We start from the raw sequence: 15996 nt of genomic DNA, 5'->3' as shown, positions 1-15996 counted from the left end.
GGGTTAGCTGCGGACGGTGTTAATCAATGACAGCAACTGCGCCAGGCAGGCTTCAACGGTGCGCCCAGCGGTATCAATCGACACCACCGGTGTGCTCCAGGGCGTGTAATCATGGGCGGTGACACTTTCCCAATTGGGCAACCGTAACCCGGCAATATCACCGTCGCGGGTCTCGACTCGTCGGCGGTGTTCCGTGCGGTTGGAACAGACCACTTCAATATCCAGGCAGGCAGTGCCGGCCCGTAGTGCAACGCTATGCCAGTCCTCACGCGTGACGGGCAGCGGATTGACTGAGTCGGCAATCACGGTGTGACCCAGGCGCAGGTTATCTTCGGCGACGCCATAAGCGGCAAAATATCCCGCCGGGCCAATGTCATTGGCCAAAGCTCCGCTGTTGCGGATTGCTTGTTCAAGGGTATCGATTCGCAGATGCATTGCGGGTAATGCGCTAGCCAGCGCCCGCGCCAGTGTAGTTTTACCGCTGCCCGGCAGGCCGGAAAAAACGATCAGCATTGTTGCTCCCGCCAGGTTTGTTGTGTCAGCCGATACAGGACATGTTTTTGCAGCGGATGGCCCTGCGGCAGTCGGGGATGCAGGAAACTCTCGCCGTGGGACGTCATGCCAATGCGCTCCATTACCCGGCGTGATGGCCCGTTGTTTTCGGCGGTAAAAGACACGACTTCAGCTAAATCCAGCTGTTCGAAGGCGTAGCACAGTGCGGCACCGGCGGCCTCAGAGGCATAACCTTTGCCCCAGTGCGTTGCCGCTAACCGCCAGCCGATTTCTACGCAGGGAGAGCAGGGCAGATCGTCCGCCGGGATCGCCAACCCGACAAAACCGATAAAAGGCGCGCCGTCTTTTTCTTCCACTGCCCACAAACCCCAACCGTTTTGCTGCATGAATTGACGAATTTTGTCAGCCTGCGCGTGGCTTTGTTCGGCTGTCAGCGGGGCGGGGAAATAACGCATCACCTGTGGATCGGCATTGAGTGCGGTGAATGCAGGCAGATCTTGGTCGCGCCAGGTGCGCAACAGCAAGCGGTCGCTTTCGAGAGAGGGTATAGCGCTCATCGACTTTCCTCCAATAACCAAGTGCTTCGCGGTTTCATGGTAGGGGCGCTGCATGCTGCGCCCAATAGCATAATCAATGGGGTAAATCGGGTCGAACATGGGTTCGACCCCTACTGTATAGCCCTGTGCGGGTTTGTCAGCAGTCTAAAGCCATTAACGGAACAGCGTTTGCGCCCAGCGTGCCAGCCCGGCGGTGACCGAGCCGAAATCGTTGCCTCCGACGATAGGAATGCCCGGCAACTGCTGTTGCAGCGCGGCGCGCAGCAGCGGTGAACGTGCACTGCCGCCGGTGAGATAAATCACCTGTGGCGCGGTCTGGCTGCTGGCCAGTGCGGCGCTGACCTGCTCCTGAATGCGCAGCAGAGGCTGCGAAATAGCCTCGGCAAGCTGATCCTGGCTGATGGTTTCCGCCAAATCAGCTTGGACGAAAGCCAGCGGTGCGCTGATGTTTTGCTGCGCAGACAAGGCGATTTTACTCTCCTCTGCCGCGCGTACCAAACGGTAGCTCAGACGTTGCTGGTGAACTTTCAGCAGGCGTTTGACCTTTTCCGGCTCGGCGGCATCGCGGATTAGATCGCGCAGCATGCGGCCGTTGGCGACGCTGTAAAAGTCGTTTTGCGCCGGTACGTCGTTGGTGGCGACGGCGTTCCAGTATGGCAGCGCGGGCAGGGCGATGCCCTTGCCGGTTTCGCCGCCCATGCCGAACAGTGGCATCAACTGTTTGAATGCCAGCATGATATCCAAATCGTTACCGCCCACGCGGCAACCGCTGTGCCCCAACAGGCTTTGCTGGCGATCGGCGCGGTCACGCCATTGCGGCCCCATCAGCAGCACCGAGCAGTCGGTGGTACCGCCGCCGATGTCTACCACCAGCACGGTTTTCTCTTCGGTCAGCGTGGCTTCGAAGTCCAGGCCTGCCGCGACCGGCTCGAACTGGAATTCAATGTCTTTGAACCCGGCACGCTCGGCTGCGCGCTGCAAAATGCCCTGCGCCTGCTGGTTGGCATCTTCACCGCCCATGCCCTGGAAGTTGATCGGGCGACCGATGACCGCCTGACTGATGCTGTCCTGCAGAACGTTTTCCGCCTGCCGCTTGATGTGGAACATCATGGCACACACCAGATCTTCAAACAGCGCGATCTGCTGTGGCTTCAGGCCATTGGCACCGAGGAAGGATTTCGGTGAGCGAACAAAATACACCTCTTCCGGATCTTCAACGTAGTGTGCCAGCGCCTGCAGGCCGAACAGTACGCTGTTGCTGGCGACCGGGATGTCTTCTTCACGGTTGTAGTTGATCGCCCGGCGCAGCAGTTGCTGATTCTCTTCGCTGCCGGTCGGCACCTGCCAGTGACGGTGCAGGCACTCGCTCACGGCTTCACGCGTCGGTGCGCACAGCATCGACGGCAGATAGGGGTCGTTGTTTTCCAACGTCAGCAGCTCGGGGCCGTTATCACGCATCACTGCAACGGAACAGTTGGCCGTTCCGTAATCGAATCCAATAAACATGTCTTTTCTCACTCCCCATGCCGATGAAGGGGGGCGACTTTACCCGAGACTTGCCCCTCGGGCAACGTGCGAGCGCATAACTGACGAAAATTTTAGCGGCGAACGGGAGCGCGTGCTTAACTTAATGTCCGAATCCCGCACGTCAGCGTATCAGCCGAGTCGCATAATGAACAAAAAACTGACCCCGAGCGTGGCCATGAAAAATCAACAGCAGGCGTTGTATCAGGCACTGAGTGCGCGCGATCGCAAATTCGATGGCCGCTTTTTCGTCGGCGTTTCTTCGACCGGCATTTATTGCCGCCCGGTGTGCAGTGCCCGCACGCCGAAAATTGAGAATTGCACCTTTTACCCGAGCGCGGCGGCGGCGGAGCTGGCCGGGTTTCGCCCTTGTCTGAAGTGTCGGCCGGAATTGGCGCCGGGGCTGGCGTTGATTGATCTGGGTAATCGCTATGCCCAGGTGGCGGTGCAGCTGATTGAACAAGGGTATCTGTCGGAGCACAGCTGCGAGCAACTGGCCGTGCGGTTGGGCATTTCCGATCGCCACCTGCGGCGCATTTTTGCCGATCAGTTTGGCGCCTCGCCGATTGATTATGCCCAATCGCACCGGCTGTTACAGGCCAAACGGCTGTTGGCGGATACTGATATGCCACTGAGTGAGGTGGCGTTCGCCGCCGGTTTCGGCAGCCTGCGACGCTTTAACGAACTGTTCAAGGCGCGCTACCGGCTGATCCCCTCGGCGCTGCGCAGCAGCAGCGGCCGCAATGAACGCACCGTCGCCAGCGGGCTGGTATTTCATCTGGGTTACCGGCCGCCCTATGACTGGCCGCGTATGCTGAGTTTTTTGCAAACCCGTGCGGTGAGCGGGGTGGAAAAGGTGGAAGGGCAACAGTATCTGCGGGCGATCGCCATCACCCAGGGCGGCATTGATTATCACGGCTGGGTCAGCGTGCAGCCGGAAGAGAGCCACAATCGAGTGCGGGTGGAGATTGCCCCGGCCCTCAGTCGGGTGACCACGGAAGTGCTGCGTCGCATCCGCCAGCTGTTTGATCTGGACGCGGCGCCAGATCTGATCGTCCAGGCTTTGGGGCAGCTTGCCGCCGATGCGCCGGGCCTGCGGTTGCCCGGCTGCGTCAACAGTTTTGAACAGGCGACCCGGGCGGTGCTCGGGCAATTGGTCAGCGTCAAGATGGCGGCGACCTTTGCCGGGCGCATGGTGGAACGCTGGGGAACGCCGCTGGAACAGCCTTATGCCGGCATTACTCATGTGTTTCCCAAGGCCGAACAGATAGCACAACTGCAACCCGAAGAGTTACGCCCGATGGGGGTGCAACTGAAACGCGCAGCGGCGATTATCGCCATCGCACGGGCGCTCACCGAAGGGCGGCTGCAGTTGGAAAACGTGCTGGATATTGAGCAGGGGATCAAGGCACTGACGGCGTTGCCGGGGATTGGCAGTTGGACGGCCAGTTATATCGCCATGCGTGCCTGGTCATGGCCGGACGTGTTTCTGACAGGGGATTACCTGATCAAACAGCGCTTTCCGGGGATGACGCCACGCCAGATTGAAAACTATGCCGAACGCTGGCGGCCGTGGCGCTCTTACGCCACGCTGCATCTGTGGCATAACGATGGCTGGGTACCGTCAACGGACACTGACGGCTAGCCGTATTACTCTTCGGCGGCAATGCGCGCTAGCAGGCTGTCGATCCCTTCACGCATCAGGAACGTCAGTACCTTCTCGCGTTCGCTTTCGCTCAGGTGATAGTAATACTCAACCCATACCGCCAGCGGATCCTGGCGTTCAACCTGATATTCTGCGGGATCTTCTTGCAGCATCAGCAGGTTGCGTGTGCCGATCGGCAGGCTGTTAATGTGGTATTCCACCGCTTTGCCCTGTACGCCTTTTCGGCGGCGACTGATCCAACCTTCACGGCGGGCCATCAAGTTGATTCCCTGTGGCGAGGAGGGCAGTCCTGCAATGCCGGTCAGCTCTCTGGCGGCAAACCACTCGTTTTTCATAGCCATTATCCCTGAGCAATCACGTTTAAAGAGGGGGGTGGAAATTAACGCGCGTGCTGATTTCCGTATCGAGGTTTTGTTTAAACGATTAACTTTAACTCGTTAGTTATACCATTAACTTCAGGCAGGCTAAGCAAAAAAAATGTGATAGGGATCATGTGGCCAATGACGCCAGGGTTCGAAAGGCAGGAGAGCTGTGTTGGATAAAGGGGATTCGCGAATGCCGCAATAACCCCCGCAATGAGTCATTGCCTCAACGGGGGTTCCAGTGCCACTGGCAGGCCCTGGTGCTAGTTTCTGTGATGTGGCGCGTCAGGGTGCGCTTGGTACAAATAGACCAGCCCACGGCCCTGATGCTTGGCGGTATAACAGGCGATGTCAGCCTGTGCCAGCAGTTCACTGCTTTTACCGCTGTCGCTATCGATAAGGGTGATGCCGGCGCTGGCGCCCACGTGATAAATCTTGCCCTCCCAATAGAACGGATGCTGACTGATATGGTTTACCAACTGCTGTATCAGGGACTTGGCCTGCTCGCACGGGCAGTCAAACAGGATTAATCCAAACTCATCGCCCCCGAGCCTTGCCAGACAATCGTTGTGGCGCAGGTGGTGTTGCATCAGTTGTGCGATATCCCTCAGCAACGCATCGCCTGCCGCATGACCGGCACTGTCATTGACCGCTTTGAAACGGTCAAGATCGAGGAACACCAGGGCATGCTGTCGTTGCTGCCCGGCGACGTCGGTGATGGCGTTTTTTAGCCGTGTCTCAAAGCTGACTCGATTTGGCAGGGTGGTCAGGGCATCGTGAGAGGCGTTGTAACTCAGTTTTCGCATCAGTTCGCGAGAGGCGGTGACATCTTGCAGTACCATCACCGCACCCATCACTTCATCATTGAGGGTTTTCAGCGGTGATACCGACTGCTGAATGTCGAAGTGGCGACCATCACGGCTGTGTAGCACCAGGGCATAATCCGCTGAAAGTTGGCGATTTTCCTGTAAGCAGCACTGAACCGGGTTTTCGACTTCCGGGCCATCTTTGCCGTGGGTCATGCGTATCACCCCGGCAATGGGCATGCCGACCGCCAGGCTCAGCGGCCAGCCACACATCTGTTCGGCCACCGGGTTCATAAAGGTAATCTGCATCGCGTCGTTGGTGGAGATCACGCCTTCACCGATGGCGTCGAGGGTGATGTGCAGACGCTCTTTTTCCTGGTGCAGCGCTTCGGTCAGGTTGCGTACTTCCGTCATGTCGATGTTGGTGCCGATCATGCGCAACGCCTTGCCCTGACCGTCAAGAATGACGTTGCCCTGGCCGCGGATATGACGCACTTCTCCCTGACGAGTGAGTAGCCGGAATTCCAGGACAAACGGCCGTGGCTGGTCCAGCAAAGAGGACATTTCATGGTCGGTACGCTCGCGATCTTCCGGCAGCAATCGCGTCCGCCAGAGTGACAGCGTCGGTTTCTGATCTGGGCTGAGGTCATAAAGTTCAAACATGCGCTTGTCCCAGATGAGTTCTTCGCCATCCATCATCCACTCCCAAACGCCGATCCCCCCGACCTGATTGGCCAGGGTGATGCGTTCAACCAGACGATGATTTTCCGCCGCGGTGCGTTTCAGTTCGCTGATGTCTTCCACCTGTGAAATAAAATACAGCGGCAGGCCTTCAGCATCGCGCACCATCGATACCGCCAGCAGCGTCCAGACATGTTCGCCGTCACTGCGGATATAGCGCTTTTCAAGGGTGTAGCTGCTGATATGGCCGTCGAGCAGGTCACGCAATTGCACCAGGTCGGCATTCAGATCGTCCGGGTGGGTGATTTCCTGAAACGTCAGGCGGCGTAATGCTTCCGGGGTATACCCCAACAGCGTGCACAATGCCTGGTTGACCTGCAGCCATTTCCCCTGTGGCGACACCAACGCCATGCCGATGGCAGAATACTCCAGCGCATTACGAAAACGGGTTTCGCTCTCGACGATATGCTGTTTCTCTACCCGGAAGGCGTGCATTACCATCGTCATTGAATGCGCCGGGATCAGAATCAACAGAATTGGCAGATAGATTCCAATGTCGCTAAGCAGTGTGGTGGGAGCACGAAAATGCAACAGCCCGAATGAGATCATCACGGTGATCATCAGCGCGGTGCAAAAGCAGATGGTAAAGGCTTCCAGCCGTGGCAGGGCAATTGCCGCCCACAGTAACGGAAGAATGACGAAGGTAAACGGAAAGGGCAGATAGGTCAGCGCCAGATAACAAAAAACCAGCGATGCCATCAGCACCAGCAACATGGGAAATAGGTTCAATTGCTCCAGCATGCGGCGGCGGTACACCAGCCCAATGGGCGTTAGTGACAGCACGCCAATGGCTTCTGAAATAAACCAGGTGTTGAACGGTTGCCAGAAGCTTTGTCCGGGGGCAGGGACCCACCAGGCGGCCAGCAAGGCGCTGAACAAGGGGGTGAAAATCACGGCGCAAACCACAAATTTCAGCCAACTGGCCAGGCTATCCAACGGATCGTCCGGCAACAGCATACGGCGCAGCAACAAAGTACAGGATGTGGCTTCCAGCAGGTTGATCAGCGACAGTTTTACCGGTAGCCAGCTAAAACCGTACAGCAACGTGCTGGCAGTGACGATGGCGACGCCGCTGGCCAGCAATGGCAAGCCCCATTGGTGCGGCGGGTGGCGATACAGCACCGTGATGATGGCGGCGGTGGGGAACCACAGCGGGGTAAAGTGGCTGGACTCACTGGACAGTGTCAGGCAGAGCACCGCCAACAGGAAAACCACTGGGGTTGCCAGCAACGTATGCGTCAGCAGTGCGCCCTTGCGCGTGGTCAGATGATTCGGTGCGCTAATATCCATAGACAACCTTAACGCTGGCCTCTGTCACTGAACGACGTCATGACGCGGATGAGGTGGAAAGTTCATTGCCAAAGGGTAGTACAGCACGGCAATAAAGCCTACTGAATCAGGCGGCTTTAGTGAGATGTTGTAAAAGCCGGCGTAACCGCCGGCCATCAGAGGTTAGAGCAGGAAGAGGGTGGCCAGACCGAGGAAGATAAAGAAGCCGCCGGTGTCGGTCAGCGCGGTAATCAAGACGCTGGAACCGACCGCCGGATCGCGTCCCATTTTTAGCATGGCCATCGGGATCACCACCCCCATTAGTGCGGCAACCAGCAGGTTGAGGATCATCGCCAGCGTCATTACGCCGCCCATCGCCCAGTCACCATATAACAACCAGGTGACTATGCCCATGATACCGCCCCAGACCACGCCGTTGATGATGGCGACCCCCAGCTCCCTGAACATCAGGCGGGAGATATTGCCGACTTCGATTTGATGCAGTGCCAACGCGCGGACGATCATGGTAATGGTCTGGTTACCGGTGTTGCCACCGATACCGGCGACGATTGGCATCAATGCCGCCAGCGCCACCAGTTGTGAAATGGTGTGTTCAAACAGGCCGATAACGCGTGACGCGATAAATGCGGTACACAGGTTGATCGCCAGCCAGGCCCAGCGGGTTTTCACCGCTTTGCTGACCGGGGCAAACACGTCTTCTTCCGGGCTTAAGCCCCCCATGCGTCGCAGGTTGCTGTCGCTTTCCTCGTTGACCACGTCGACGATCTCTTCAATCGTCAGGCGGCCCATCAGCTTGCCTTTGGCATCGACCACCGGGGCGCTGATCAGGTCATAACGTTCGAACGCACTGGCCGCGGCCTCGGCTTTTTCTTCCGGCAGAAAACGGGTGGGATCGCTGTCCATCACCGCCTGCACTTGTGTTTCCGGATCATTGAGCAGCACCGCAGTGAGCGGCAACTCGCCGAGCAGGGTATTTTTACGATCGGTGACAAAGAGTTTATCGGTGGCCGCCGGTATGGTTTTGCGCAGGCGCAGGAAGCGATGCACCGCGCCGAGGGTGACGTCCGGGCGCACTGTGACCAGTTCAAAATCCATCATCCAGCCGACGGTGTCCTTGCCGTAGTGGATCATCTCGCGCACCTGGGCTCGCTGCTCCGGTTCCATCGAGGTCAGCAGGCGCCCCATCAGGTTACGCGGCAGGTATTGCGCCAGATAGGCCTGTTCATCAACGTCCAGCGTTTTGATTGCTTTGAGCAGGTCTTTATCGCTCATTTCTTCGATCAGGCTGTCCCACACCGGTTCGGCGACTTCCACCAGCGCCTGGCCGCGCTTGGCGTTACCTACCAGCCGCCACAACGCCAGACGTTCGTCCTGCGGCAGCGCTTCGAGCAAGTCAGCCAAATCGGCGGCATGCATATCGTCCAGCAGGCCGGTAATTTCAGCGGTCTGGTTGAGCAGTTCGCTTTTGCTAAGGGCGTTTTCGTCACCCGGTCGGCCGAGAATACCGTCGACCAGGTCTTTGTTATTTAACAGCAGAGAAAGAATGCGCTGGCGGTGCTCAGCGACTTTTTTAACATTATGCGTTGCGGCTGACATGATATTCCTTACTGGCACTCAGGGTCTTTACAGACAGGCTCTGAACAACAAAGAGCTTAGTGAATGCAGACGTCATTTTTATGAAATGGCAGCAGAAGCTGAGGAATAAGTAAGGGGCCTGGCATGCCGAAACATCGGCAGGCTGCTTAACTATTCGCAAGCCCTGCAGAGCAGCGTGGGTTTTTGAAATCAGGGAGAAGTGTCCTGGTTTTCGCCGCCTGTTTCGGTGGTAGTTTGATAAGGGGCGAGCTTTTTTTCCTGATGATGGGGTACTGCGACCACCGCTGCATACAGCAGACGGCCAACCAAAATGATAAAGCTGACAAACAGCACTATTTTTGTCATCTGTCCGGTGGTTTTTTTACGCATATATCACCCGGCGTGCCGGTTTCCTGTGTCATTCAACGACGGTGAAAGCCGATAAATTGTAAACGGAATTTTAGCTATCGATGACAAATATTGTCCATTTATTTCCAGTCGGTACCGTCGATATTTCACTTATGTTTAGCAAGAGTTTTAGTTTGTCTGTTAGATCATAGGCTTAAGATAATACCCAAAATAGGCTTACACATTTTTACCCAACTTTTCCTTCTTGATTGATCGCAGTCAAACCCTTGCAGACCCTGGCGCATAAAATTCCACCTCATTCTCCTGTCGCATATGTTACTTTTACTTTGCCTCATGAATGGATAGAGGTACGTAAAGGAACCTGCCTTATTACCTGAACGCGCGAATGGAATTGCGCCCTGACGGACTCGTTACTTTTATGGTTAAGCCAATATTCTGGAAGCATTTACGCGAGCGCTGGTGGGGTTATCCCCTCATCTGGGGCTTGATGTTGATCCCGTTCGCCGGTTGGCTGTCACCGCGCATTATGTTGCCCGAGGGCAAAGTCTATCTGCTGTATCTGCCACTGGCGGCCTGCATTGCGTTGTTGATGGTCTACGACTGGCGGGCGCTGCCGGGCATTACCCTTGCCATCATGTTGCGATACGCGAGCCGACTGGGGCTGGAGAGCGGCATATTGGTTACCTCGTTGTACCTGCTTTGTCTGATCCTGTGCTGGTTGGGCTATCGCAGCCAGACTCAGCGTCGTTGGTGTGCGGCCCCCGGCGTACCGGCATTGGTCAAAGCGAGGTTGATCTGGCTGGTGGTGCTGCCGGCGTTGCTGTTTGTCTTCGGCCTGAAACTGCTGGTCGCTCTGGCCCAATTGCCCGACGAACTGGGGATGATGCCCGGCGATAGTGATTATTTGTTGGCTCTGGTCAATTTTCAGGCGCTGCTGTTGGGTTGCCTGTCCGCTATGCCGCTGTTTTACTTTATGTTGCGTCTTTTGAACAAGCCCAGGTTCGCGCTGACGCTGTGGCGACGTTTTGGCCGCGAAATGGCCCCCATGGCCGATAAAAAAGAGTTGTCTCTGTGGTTGCTGGTGCTGATCAGCATGGTGGCCTTGCTGTCTTACTACGCCAAAAACGCCAACCCTCTGCTGCTGGGGGGGTATGGCCTGATATTGCTGCTGCCGGTGATGCTGTATGGCGCGATGCGCTTTGGCTACCAATTCAACTGTATTATCTGGTCTTCCACTCTGCTGGTGCTGTTTTTCCATTATCCCGGTTATGCACAGCACGACAATTTATTGCATAACCTGGCGGTCATCTCTTCGATGATGGTGGTGTTTACCCTGTGCATTTACCTGATGTCGGCGCTCAATACCCGCCAGCGATTAAGCCATGCCAGGGCGCAAAGCGCTGCGCTGCAAGATCCGTTGATCGGATTGCCTAACCTGCGGGCCCTCAAGCGCGATCTGGCCCAGTCATTACCCTCAACGCTGTGTTTCCTGCGCGTTAGTGAGCTGGATTTGCTGAGCCGCAACTATGGCTTGCAATTGCGCATTCGTTTCAAACAGCAGTTGGCGGCGTTGCTGCATCAGGTACTGGCCGCCGGCGAGGGCGTTTATCATCTGCCGGGTTATGACCTGTTGCTGCGGGTGGATGGCGAAGACAGCGAAGAAAAAGTTTTGCAGATTTACCGCGCGCTGGAGAAATTCCGTCTGATATGGAACGGTTTGCCGCTCCATCCCCCGTTGGGATTAGGCTATTGCAGCGTGAATGCCGATTTCGAACATCTCTACCTTCTGCTGGGGGAACTCAGCTCGTTGGCTGAAGTATCATTGACCAGCGGTAAACCGGAGAGTGTGCAAAACGGTGGCCAATGGGTGCAGGAGGAGATCAAACGCAAGGTTGCGCTACTGCATGGCGTACAGCATTCGCTGGATAACGATGGGTTCATTCTGATGGCGCAGCCGATCGTGGGCCTGCGCGGTGACCGATATCATGAAATTCTGCTGCGCATGCGCGACGCGTGCGGAGAGATCATATCGCCTAATGATTTCCTGCCGGTGGCACATGAATTCGGTCTGGCCTATCGGCTGGACCTGTGGGTATTGCGCAATACGCTGAAATTTATGGATCAGTACCGTGCCGAACTGCCCAGTGTGCGCTTTGCAGTTAATCTGTCACCTTCTTCGCTGTGCCGGCCAATGCTACGCCACGATGTCAACAGCCTGCTGGAGCAGTACCAGATTGAGCCATACCAACTGACGCTGGAAGTGACCGAATCGCACCTGTTGCAGGATACGGCCTACGCCGGGGCCAACTTGCAGGCACTGCGTGAGATGGGGTGTCGCATTGCGCTGGATGACTTCGGTACCGGCTATGCCAGCTACGATCGGCTGAAGATGCTGCCGGTCGACATGTTGAAAATCGACGGTAGTTTCGTGCGTGACATGCTGACCAATCCGGTGGATTTCCAGGTCATAACGTCTATCTGCAAGGTTGCACGCATGAAGCGACTGGCGATAGTGGCGGAATATGTGGAAAGCATGGAGCAGTTGGTCGCGCTGAAAGGGGTTGGCGTGGATTATATGCAGGGCTATTTCATCGGCGAGCCACAGCCCTTGGTGGCGCTGTTACCGACATCGCGTTGAGTGTTGCCCCCTGGCAGGCAGGGGGCGAAAGACTCAGGCAGAGCGTTGCTCGTTTTGGGTATCTTCTTCTTCGCAAATCAGCTTCCAGCCGACGACGTCATTCCAGTAGGCCTGCTCACGTTCAAGATCCAGTTGTACCAGGTTGTTTAACCCCAGATAACCGGCCGGGAAACGCAGCGTCCAGTGATTGTCATCGGTACTCAGGCGCAGCGTCTCGGGTGTGGTGGTCGACTGACGCTGGTTGTTGAGCAGGGTGCTCAAACGCAGCAGTTGGATCAATGGCAGGTAGTGCTTTTTCTTGAACAGGTTCAGTCGTGGCAGTTCTTCCAGCTTGATGCCCTTGCGGTGGAAACGCACCAGCGCCGCCAGCAGCAACTGCTGCTCCTGATTAAAGCCAGGCAGGTTGGTGTTTTGCAGAATATAGGCCGAGTGGCGATGCATGCCGCTGTGGTTGATGCTCAGCCCTACCTCATGCAGCATGGCGGCCCATTTCAGCAGCGCTTCCAACTGCGGATTTGCCAGCTTGGTGTTTTGCGCCATCCACTGGGCGTACAGCAGTTCGGTGGTTTCCAGCACTCGCTTGGCCTGCTCACGATCGATATTGTAGTGATCGGCCAGGCTTTTGGCGGTACGGCTGCGGATATCCTGATGGCGGAAACGGCCCTCCATCTCGTACAGCACGCCTTCGCGCAGTGCGCCGTCGGAAAGGCGCAGATCGCGGATTGCCAGTGCGTCGAACACGCCGCACAGGATCGCCAGACCCGGTACAAACACCGACTGACGATCTTCCGACAGCCCCGGCAGGCTCAGCGAACTGAAGCTTTTAAACTGCAATACCTGTTCCGCCAGCATTTCCAGGCGTTCCAGGGTGATCAGGCCATCTTTTTCGCCCATCTCCACCAGCACTTCGTGCGCGGCCTTGATGGTACCGGAGGCACCCAATGCGTATTGCCACCCCTGGATGCGATACTGCCAGGCCAGGGTTTCCAGCTTCTGTGCCGCTGCCAGGCGCGCACGCTTGAAATTGTTTTTGCTGATTTCACCGCCTGGGAAAAACTGCTGAGCAAAGCTGACGCAGCCCATGCGGCGGCTTTCTGCCAGCAGCGGCTCAAAGTCTTCGCCGATCACCAGCTCAGTGGAGCCGCCGCCGATATCGATCACCAGCTTGCGGCCTTTTTCCGGCTGGGTGTGTTCCACGCCCATGAAGATCAGACGGGCTTCTTCCTGCCCGGCGATGATTTCAATCGGGTAGGGGATCACTTTAGCGGCACGTTTGAGAAATACTTCCGCGTTAACGGCCTGACGCAGGGTATGAGTACCGACGATGGTGACGTTATCCGCCGGGAAACCCTGCAGCCGTTCGGCAAACAGCGCCAGGCAGGCCAGTCCACGTTCTATTGCCTCTTCACTGAGCACATTGTTGCTGTCCAATCCATCGGCGAGGTGGACCCGTTGTTTTAAACGGCCCAATACCTGTAAAGCGCCGTTGACGACGCGGGCAATCACCATATGGAAGCTGTTCGACCCGAGGTCGATGGCAGCAATTTCCTGCGGTTTGTTTGTTGCAGTGCTTTTTAGCGGCATAGTTGCTGGCCTACTGTCCTGGTTGTTCCAGAGCTTTTAAATACTCGTAAATGGCAACCTGAGAACGGACTTTACGGCGATTGCCGCGCGGTACGTACTGGTTGCTCAGTTCTTTATCGAGGTAACGTGCCTTGACCGTGTCGCTGAACAGGATTTCCAGAATATCCAGAACCCGTTGTTTCAGCGTTGGATCCAGCAGCGAGACCGCGACTTCGATGCGGTAATCTATGTTACGGGTCATCCAGTCGGCAGAGGACAGATAAACCAGTTTGTCACCTTTGTTTTCGAAAACGTAAACCCGATCGTGTTCCAGATAGCGGTCGACGATGCTGATTACTTGAATATTGTCACTGATCCCCGGCAGGTTGGGAATCAAAGAACACATACCTCGCACCAACAGGCGGATTTTTACACCGGCGCCGGATGCGGTATATAGCCGATCTACCAGCCCTTTATCCACCAGATTGTTGATTTTCAGCATAATGCCAGCGGGAAACCCGGCTTCGGCATTGGCAATTTCCCGGTCGATCAACTCATACAGCTTCAGGCGCGAGTTCTGCGGCGACACCATCAGGTTGTCGAAGGTGACCGGCCGGTACGGGTTTTCGATAAAGTTAAACACCCGACGCACTTCGTTGGTGATGCGTGAGTCGGCGGTCAGCAATGAATAGTCGGTATAAATACGTGCGGTTTTCTCGTTAAAGTTGCCGGTACCGATATGAGCATAGCGCACAATCTCATCGCCTTCACGGCGTGAGATCAGGAACAGTTTGGCGTGGATTTTCAGGCCCGGAGCAGAGAAGATAACGTGCACGCCGGCTTCAGTCAGGCGCTTGGCCCAGTGGATGTTGGCCTCTTCATCAAAACGTGCCTGCAGCTCTACCACCACCGTGACTTTCTTGCCGTTGTGGGCTGCGTGGATCATCGATTCGATAATGCGCGAGTCTTTCGCCACGCGGTAAATATTGATTTTTATCGCCAGCACGCTGGGGTCAAACGACGCCTGACGTACCAGTTCCAGCACGTGCTCAAAGGTGTGGTACGGGTAGTAAAGCAGTACGTCCTGTTCACGGATGGCGTCAAAACCGTTGCGGAACTTTTCGAACCAGGTATGGCGCAGGCGCGGCAGCGGTTTGTTGACCAGATTGGCCTTGCCGACGTTCGGGAAGCCGATAAAGTCTTTAAAGTTATGATAGCGGCCGCCGGCGATCACCGAATCGTAGTTGGAGATACCCAGTTTGCCGCGCAGCAATTCCACCATTTCATTCGGCATGTCACGCTGATAAACAAAACGTACCGGCTCGGCGGTCAGGCGCTGTTTCAGGCTGGAGGACATCAGTTCCAGCAGGCTCGATTCCATCTCAGTGACCAGGTCGTATTCTGCGTCGCGGGTCATTTTCATCGAATAGGCATTGAGCGCGTCGTAGTCGAAGAAGCCTTTGAAAATATCGTCCAGACAGTAGCGCAGAATGTTGTCCAGCAGGATCATCGGTTTACGACGGCGCGGAGCTTCCGGCGGCAGGTTGACGAAGCGCGGCACCTTGTCGGACGGGATCTCCAGCAGCGCATAATCGATGCGTGTGCCGCGAATAATCTCCACCGCCAGATAGGTGTAATCGTCTTTCAGGAACTGCACCAGGTTGGTTTCGTGATTGATCAGGATGGGCGTGATGTGCTGACGCAGATGCTGCTTGAAGTATTGTCGCAGCCAGATTTGCTGGTTCTCCGACACCTGACGTTCGTTGATCAGGAAGATCTGATTACGCGCCATCTCCAGCAGCAAATCGTTATACAGGCTGTCGAATTCTTGATCGGTTTTTAATACCTTGGCCTGGATCTTTTTCAGCAGATGACGTGAAGCGCCGCCAGAGCCTTGTTCTTCGCTGATCAGGATACGTCGTTTGAGATCGGCAAAGCGGACCTTATAGAACTCGTCAAGGTTATTGGAGTAAATGCCCAGAAAACGCATGCGCTCAATCAGGGGATTGCTCTTATCTGCGGCTTCCTGCAATACGCGTTCATTAAAGGATAACCAGCTTAGTTCTTTTTCGATGTAGAGCTTTTCCTGACCCATTGCCACTCCAGTTCAATTTTAGAAAAGGATCCGGGACGCAGCCCGGATGCCGCTTCAGTGTCCTTCATCATTATTGCGAGAGATTGACAGGAAAGTCCAACATATCCATTACCCTGGCGCGACGCATTTCAAAGCGTAAAAATATTTTCTGCGGCGTTGGGACCCTGCGCCATTACCAACTGGCATAAAATGGCGCATTTCATGCTTTATTTTTATAGATGTGATCGGGTTTATCATCATTTTTCAGCAATATATGTGATTAATAATGCTTATGTGTAGCCTAAAGTTCGCCGCACG

11 protein-coding genes are annotated in these 15996 nt (G+C 55.9%); 2 read left to right on the top strand and 9 right to left on the bottom strand.

The window, feature by feature from the left end; translation table 11 throughout:
* Positions 1-3: 3 nt before the first annotated feature.
* From OCH02_RS14755 to yegD, 3 genes are all read right to left on the bottom strand, one after another.
* A complete protein-coding gene (locus tag OCH02_RS14755) occupies positions 4-513 on the bottom strand; it encodes an AAA family ATPase (RefSeq protein WP_261431869.1) in 510 nt (169 codons plus the stop codon).
* A complete protein-coding gene (locus tag OCH02_RS14750; RefSeq protein WP_261431868.1) occupies positions 507-1070 on the bottom strand; it encodes a GNAT family N-acetyltransferase in 564 nt (187 codons plus the stop codon). Before OCH02_RS14750 ends, OCH02_RS14755 begins: the two co-directional genes overlap by 7 nt.
* Before the next feature lie 153 nt (positions 1071-1223).
* Positions 1224-2576: a molecular chaperone gene (gene yegD, locus OCH02_RS14745; RefSeq protein WP_261431867.1), complete on the bottom strand. Its 1353-nt coding sequence runs from the start codon at positions 2574-2576 to the stop codon at positions 1224-1226.
* Positions 2577-2742: 166 nt separating this feature from the next.
* Here yegD and alkA point away from each other — a divergent pair, with 166 nt between their 5' ends.
* Positions 2743-4239: a DNA-3-methyladenine glycosylase 2 gene (gene alkA / locus OCH02_RS14740; protein WP_261431866.1), complete on the top strand. Its 1497-nt coding sequence runs from the start codon at positions 2743-2745 to the stop codon at positions 4237-4239.
* Between the two features lie 5 nt (positions 4240-4244).
* Here the strand turns inward: alkA and OCH02_RS14735 are convergent, their stop codons facing one another.
* The 4 genes from OCH02_RS14735 to OCH02_RS14720 all read right to left on the bottom strand — a co-directional run bounded on the left by OCH02_RS14735 (position 4245) and on the right by OCH02_RS14720 (position 9424).
* A complete protein-coding gene (locus OCH02_RS14735) occupies positions 4245-4595 on the bottom strand; it encodes a DNA-binding protein (RefSeq protein ID WP_261431865.1) in 351 nt (116 codons plus the stop codon).
* A gap of 290 nt (positions 4596-4885) precedes the next feature.
* The gene (locus tag OCH02_RS14730) at positions 4886-7459 is read right to left on the bottom strand and encodes a diguanylate cyclase (RefSeq protein WP_261431864.1); all 2574 of its coding nucleotides are present in this window, start codon (positions 7457-7459) and stop codon (positions 4886-4888) included.
* A gap of 162 nt (positions 7460-7621) precedes the next feature.
* Positions 7622-9055 (bottom strand): magnesium transporter, encoded by a 1434-nt coding sequence (gene mgtE, locus OCH02_RS14725; RefSeq protein WP_261431863.1) that lies wholly within the window; start codon positions 9053-9055, stop codon positions 7622-7624.
* A gap of 189 nt (positions 9056-9244) precedes the next feature.
* A complete protein-coding gene (locus OCH02_RS14720) occupies positions 9245-9424 on the bottom strand; it encodes a YfgG family protein (protein WP_261093131.1) in 180 nt (59 codons plus the stop codon).
* A 397-nt stretch (positions 9425-9821) separates the two neighbouring features.
* On the opposite strand from OCH02_RS14720, the gene OCH02_RS14715 reads away from it, so the two are divergent.
* A complete protein-coding gene (locus OCH02_RS14715) occupies positions 9822-12041 on the top strand; it encodes an EAL domain-containing protein (protein ID WP_261431862.1) in 2220 nt (739 codons plus the stop codon).
* A gap of 33 nt (positions 12042-12074) precedes the next feature.
* Here the strand turns inward: OCH02_RS14715 and ppx are convergent, their stop codons facing one another.
* Complete coding sequence (gene ppx / locus OCH02_RS14710; RefSeq protein WP_261431861.1) at positions 12075-13625, bottom strand: exopolyphosphatase; 1551 nt, start codon at positions 13623-13625, stop codon at positions 12075-12077.
* A gap of 10 nt (positions 13626-13635) precedes the next feature.
* Complete coding sequence (gene ppk1 / locus OCH02_RS14705) at positions 13636-15699, bottom strand: polyphosphate kinase 1 (RefSeq protein WP_261431860.1); 2064 nt, start codon at positions 15697-15699, stop codon at positions 13636-13638.
* Positions 15700-15996 lie beyond the last annotated feature (297 nt).

The sequence above is a fragment of the Serratia quinivorans genome, from assembly GCF_946227985.1.
GTDB classification, from domain to species: Bacteria; Pseudomonadota; Gammaproteobacteria; order Enterobacterales; family Enterobacteriaceae; genus Serratia; species Serratia quinivorans_A.
This window is presented reverse-complemented; position numbering and strand designations above follow the sequence as displayed.

Coding starts and splice junctions, on each gene's coding strand:
- OCH02_RS14755 (WP_261431869.1), bottom strand. CDS start 513: ATGCTGATCGTTTTTTCCGGCCTGCCGGGCAGCGGTAAAACTACACTG.
- OCH02_RS14750 (WP_261431868.1), bottom strand. CDS start 1,070: ATGAGCGCTATACCCTCTCTCGAAAGCGACCGCTTGCTGTTGCGCACC.
- yegD (WP_261431867.1), bottom strand. CDS start 2,576: ATGTTTATTGGATTCGATTACGGAACGGCCAACTGTTCCGTTGCAGTG.
- alkA (WP_261431866.1), top strand. CDS start 2,743: ATGAACAAAAAACTGACCCCGAGCGTGGCCATGAAAAATCAACAGCAG.
- OCH02_RS14735 (WP_261431865.1), bottom strand. CDS start 4,595: ATGAAAAACGAGTGGTTTGCCGCCAGAGAGCTGACCGGCATTGCAGGA.
- OCH02_RS14730 (WP_261431864.1), bottom strand. CDS start 7,459: ATGGATATTAGCGCACCGAATCATCTGACCACGCGCAAGGGCGCACTG.
- mgtE (WP_261431863.1), bottom strand. CDS start 9,055: ATGTCAGCCGCAACGCATAATGTTAAAAAAGTCGCTGAGCACCGCCAG.
- OCH02_RS14720 (WP_261093131.1), bottom strand. CDS start 9,424: ATGCGTAAAAAAACCACCGGACAGATGACAAAAATAGTGCTGTTTGTC.
- OCH02_RS14715 (WP_261431862.1), top strand. CDS start 9,822: ATGGTTAAGCCAATATTCTGGAAGCATTTACGCGAGCGCTGGTGGGGT.
- ppx (WP_261431861.1), bottom strand. CDS start 13,625: ATGCCGCTAAAAAGCACTGCAACAAACAAACCGCAGGAAATTGCTGCC.
- ppk1 (WP_261431860.1), bottom strand. CDS start 15,699: ATGGGTCAGGAAAAGCTCTACATCGAAAAAGAACTAAGCTGGTTATCC.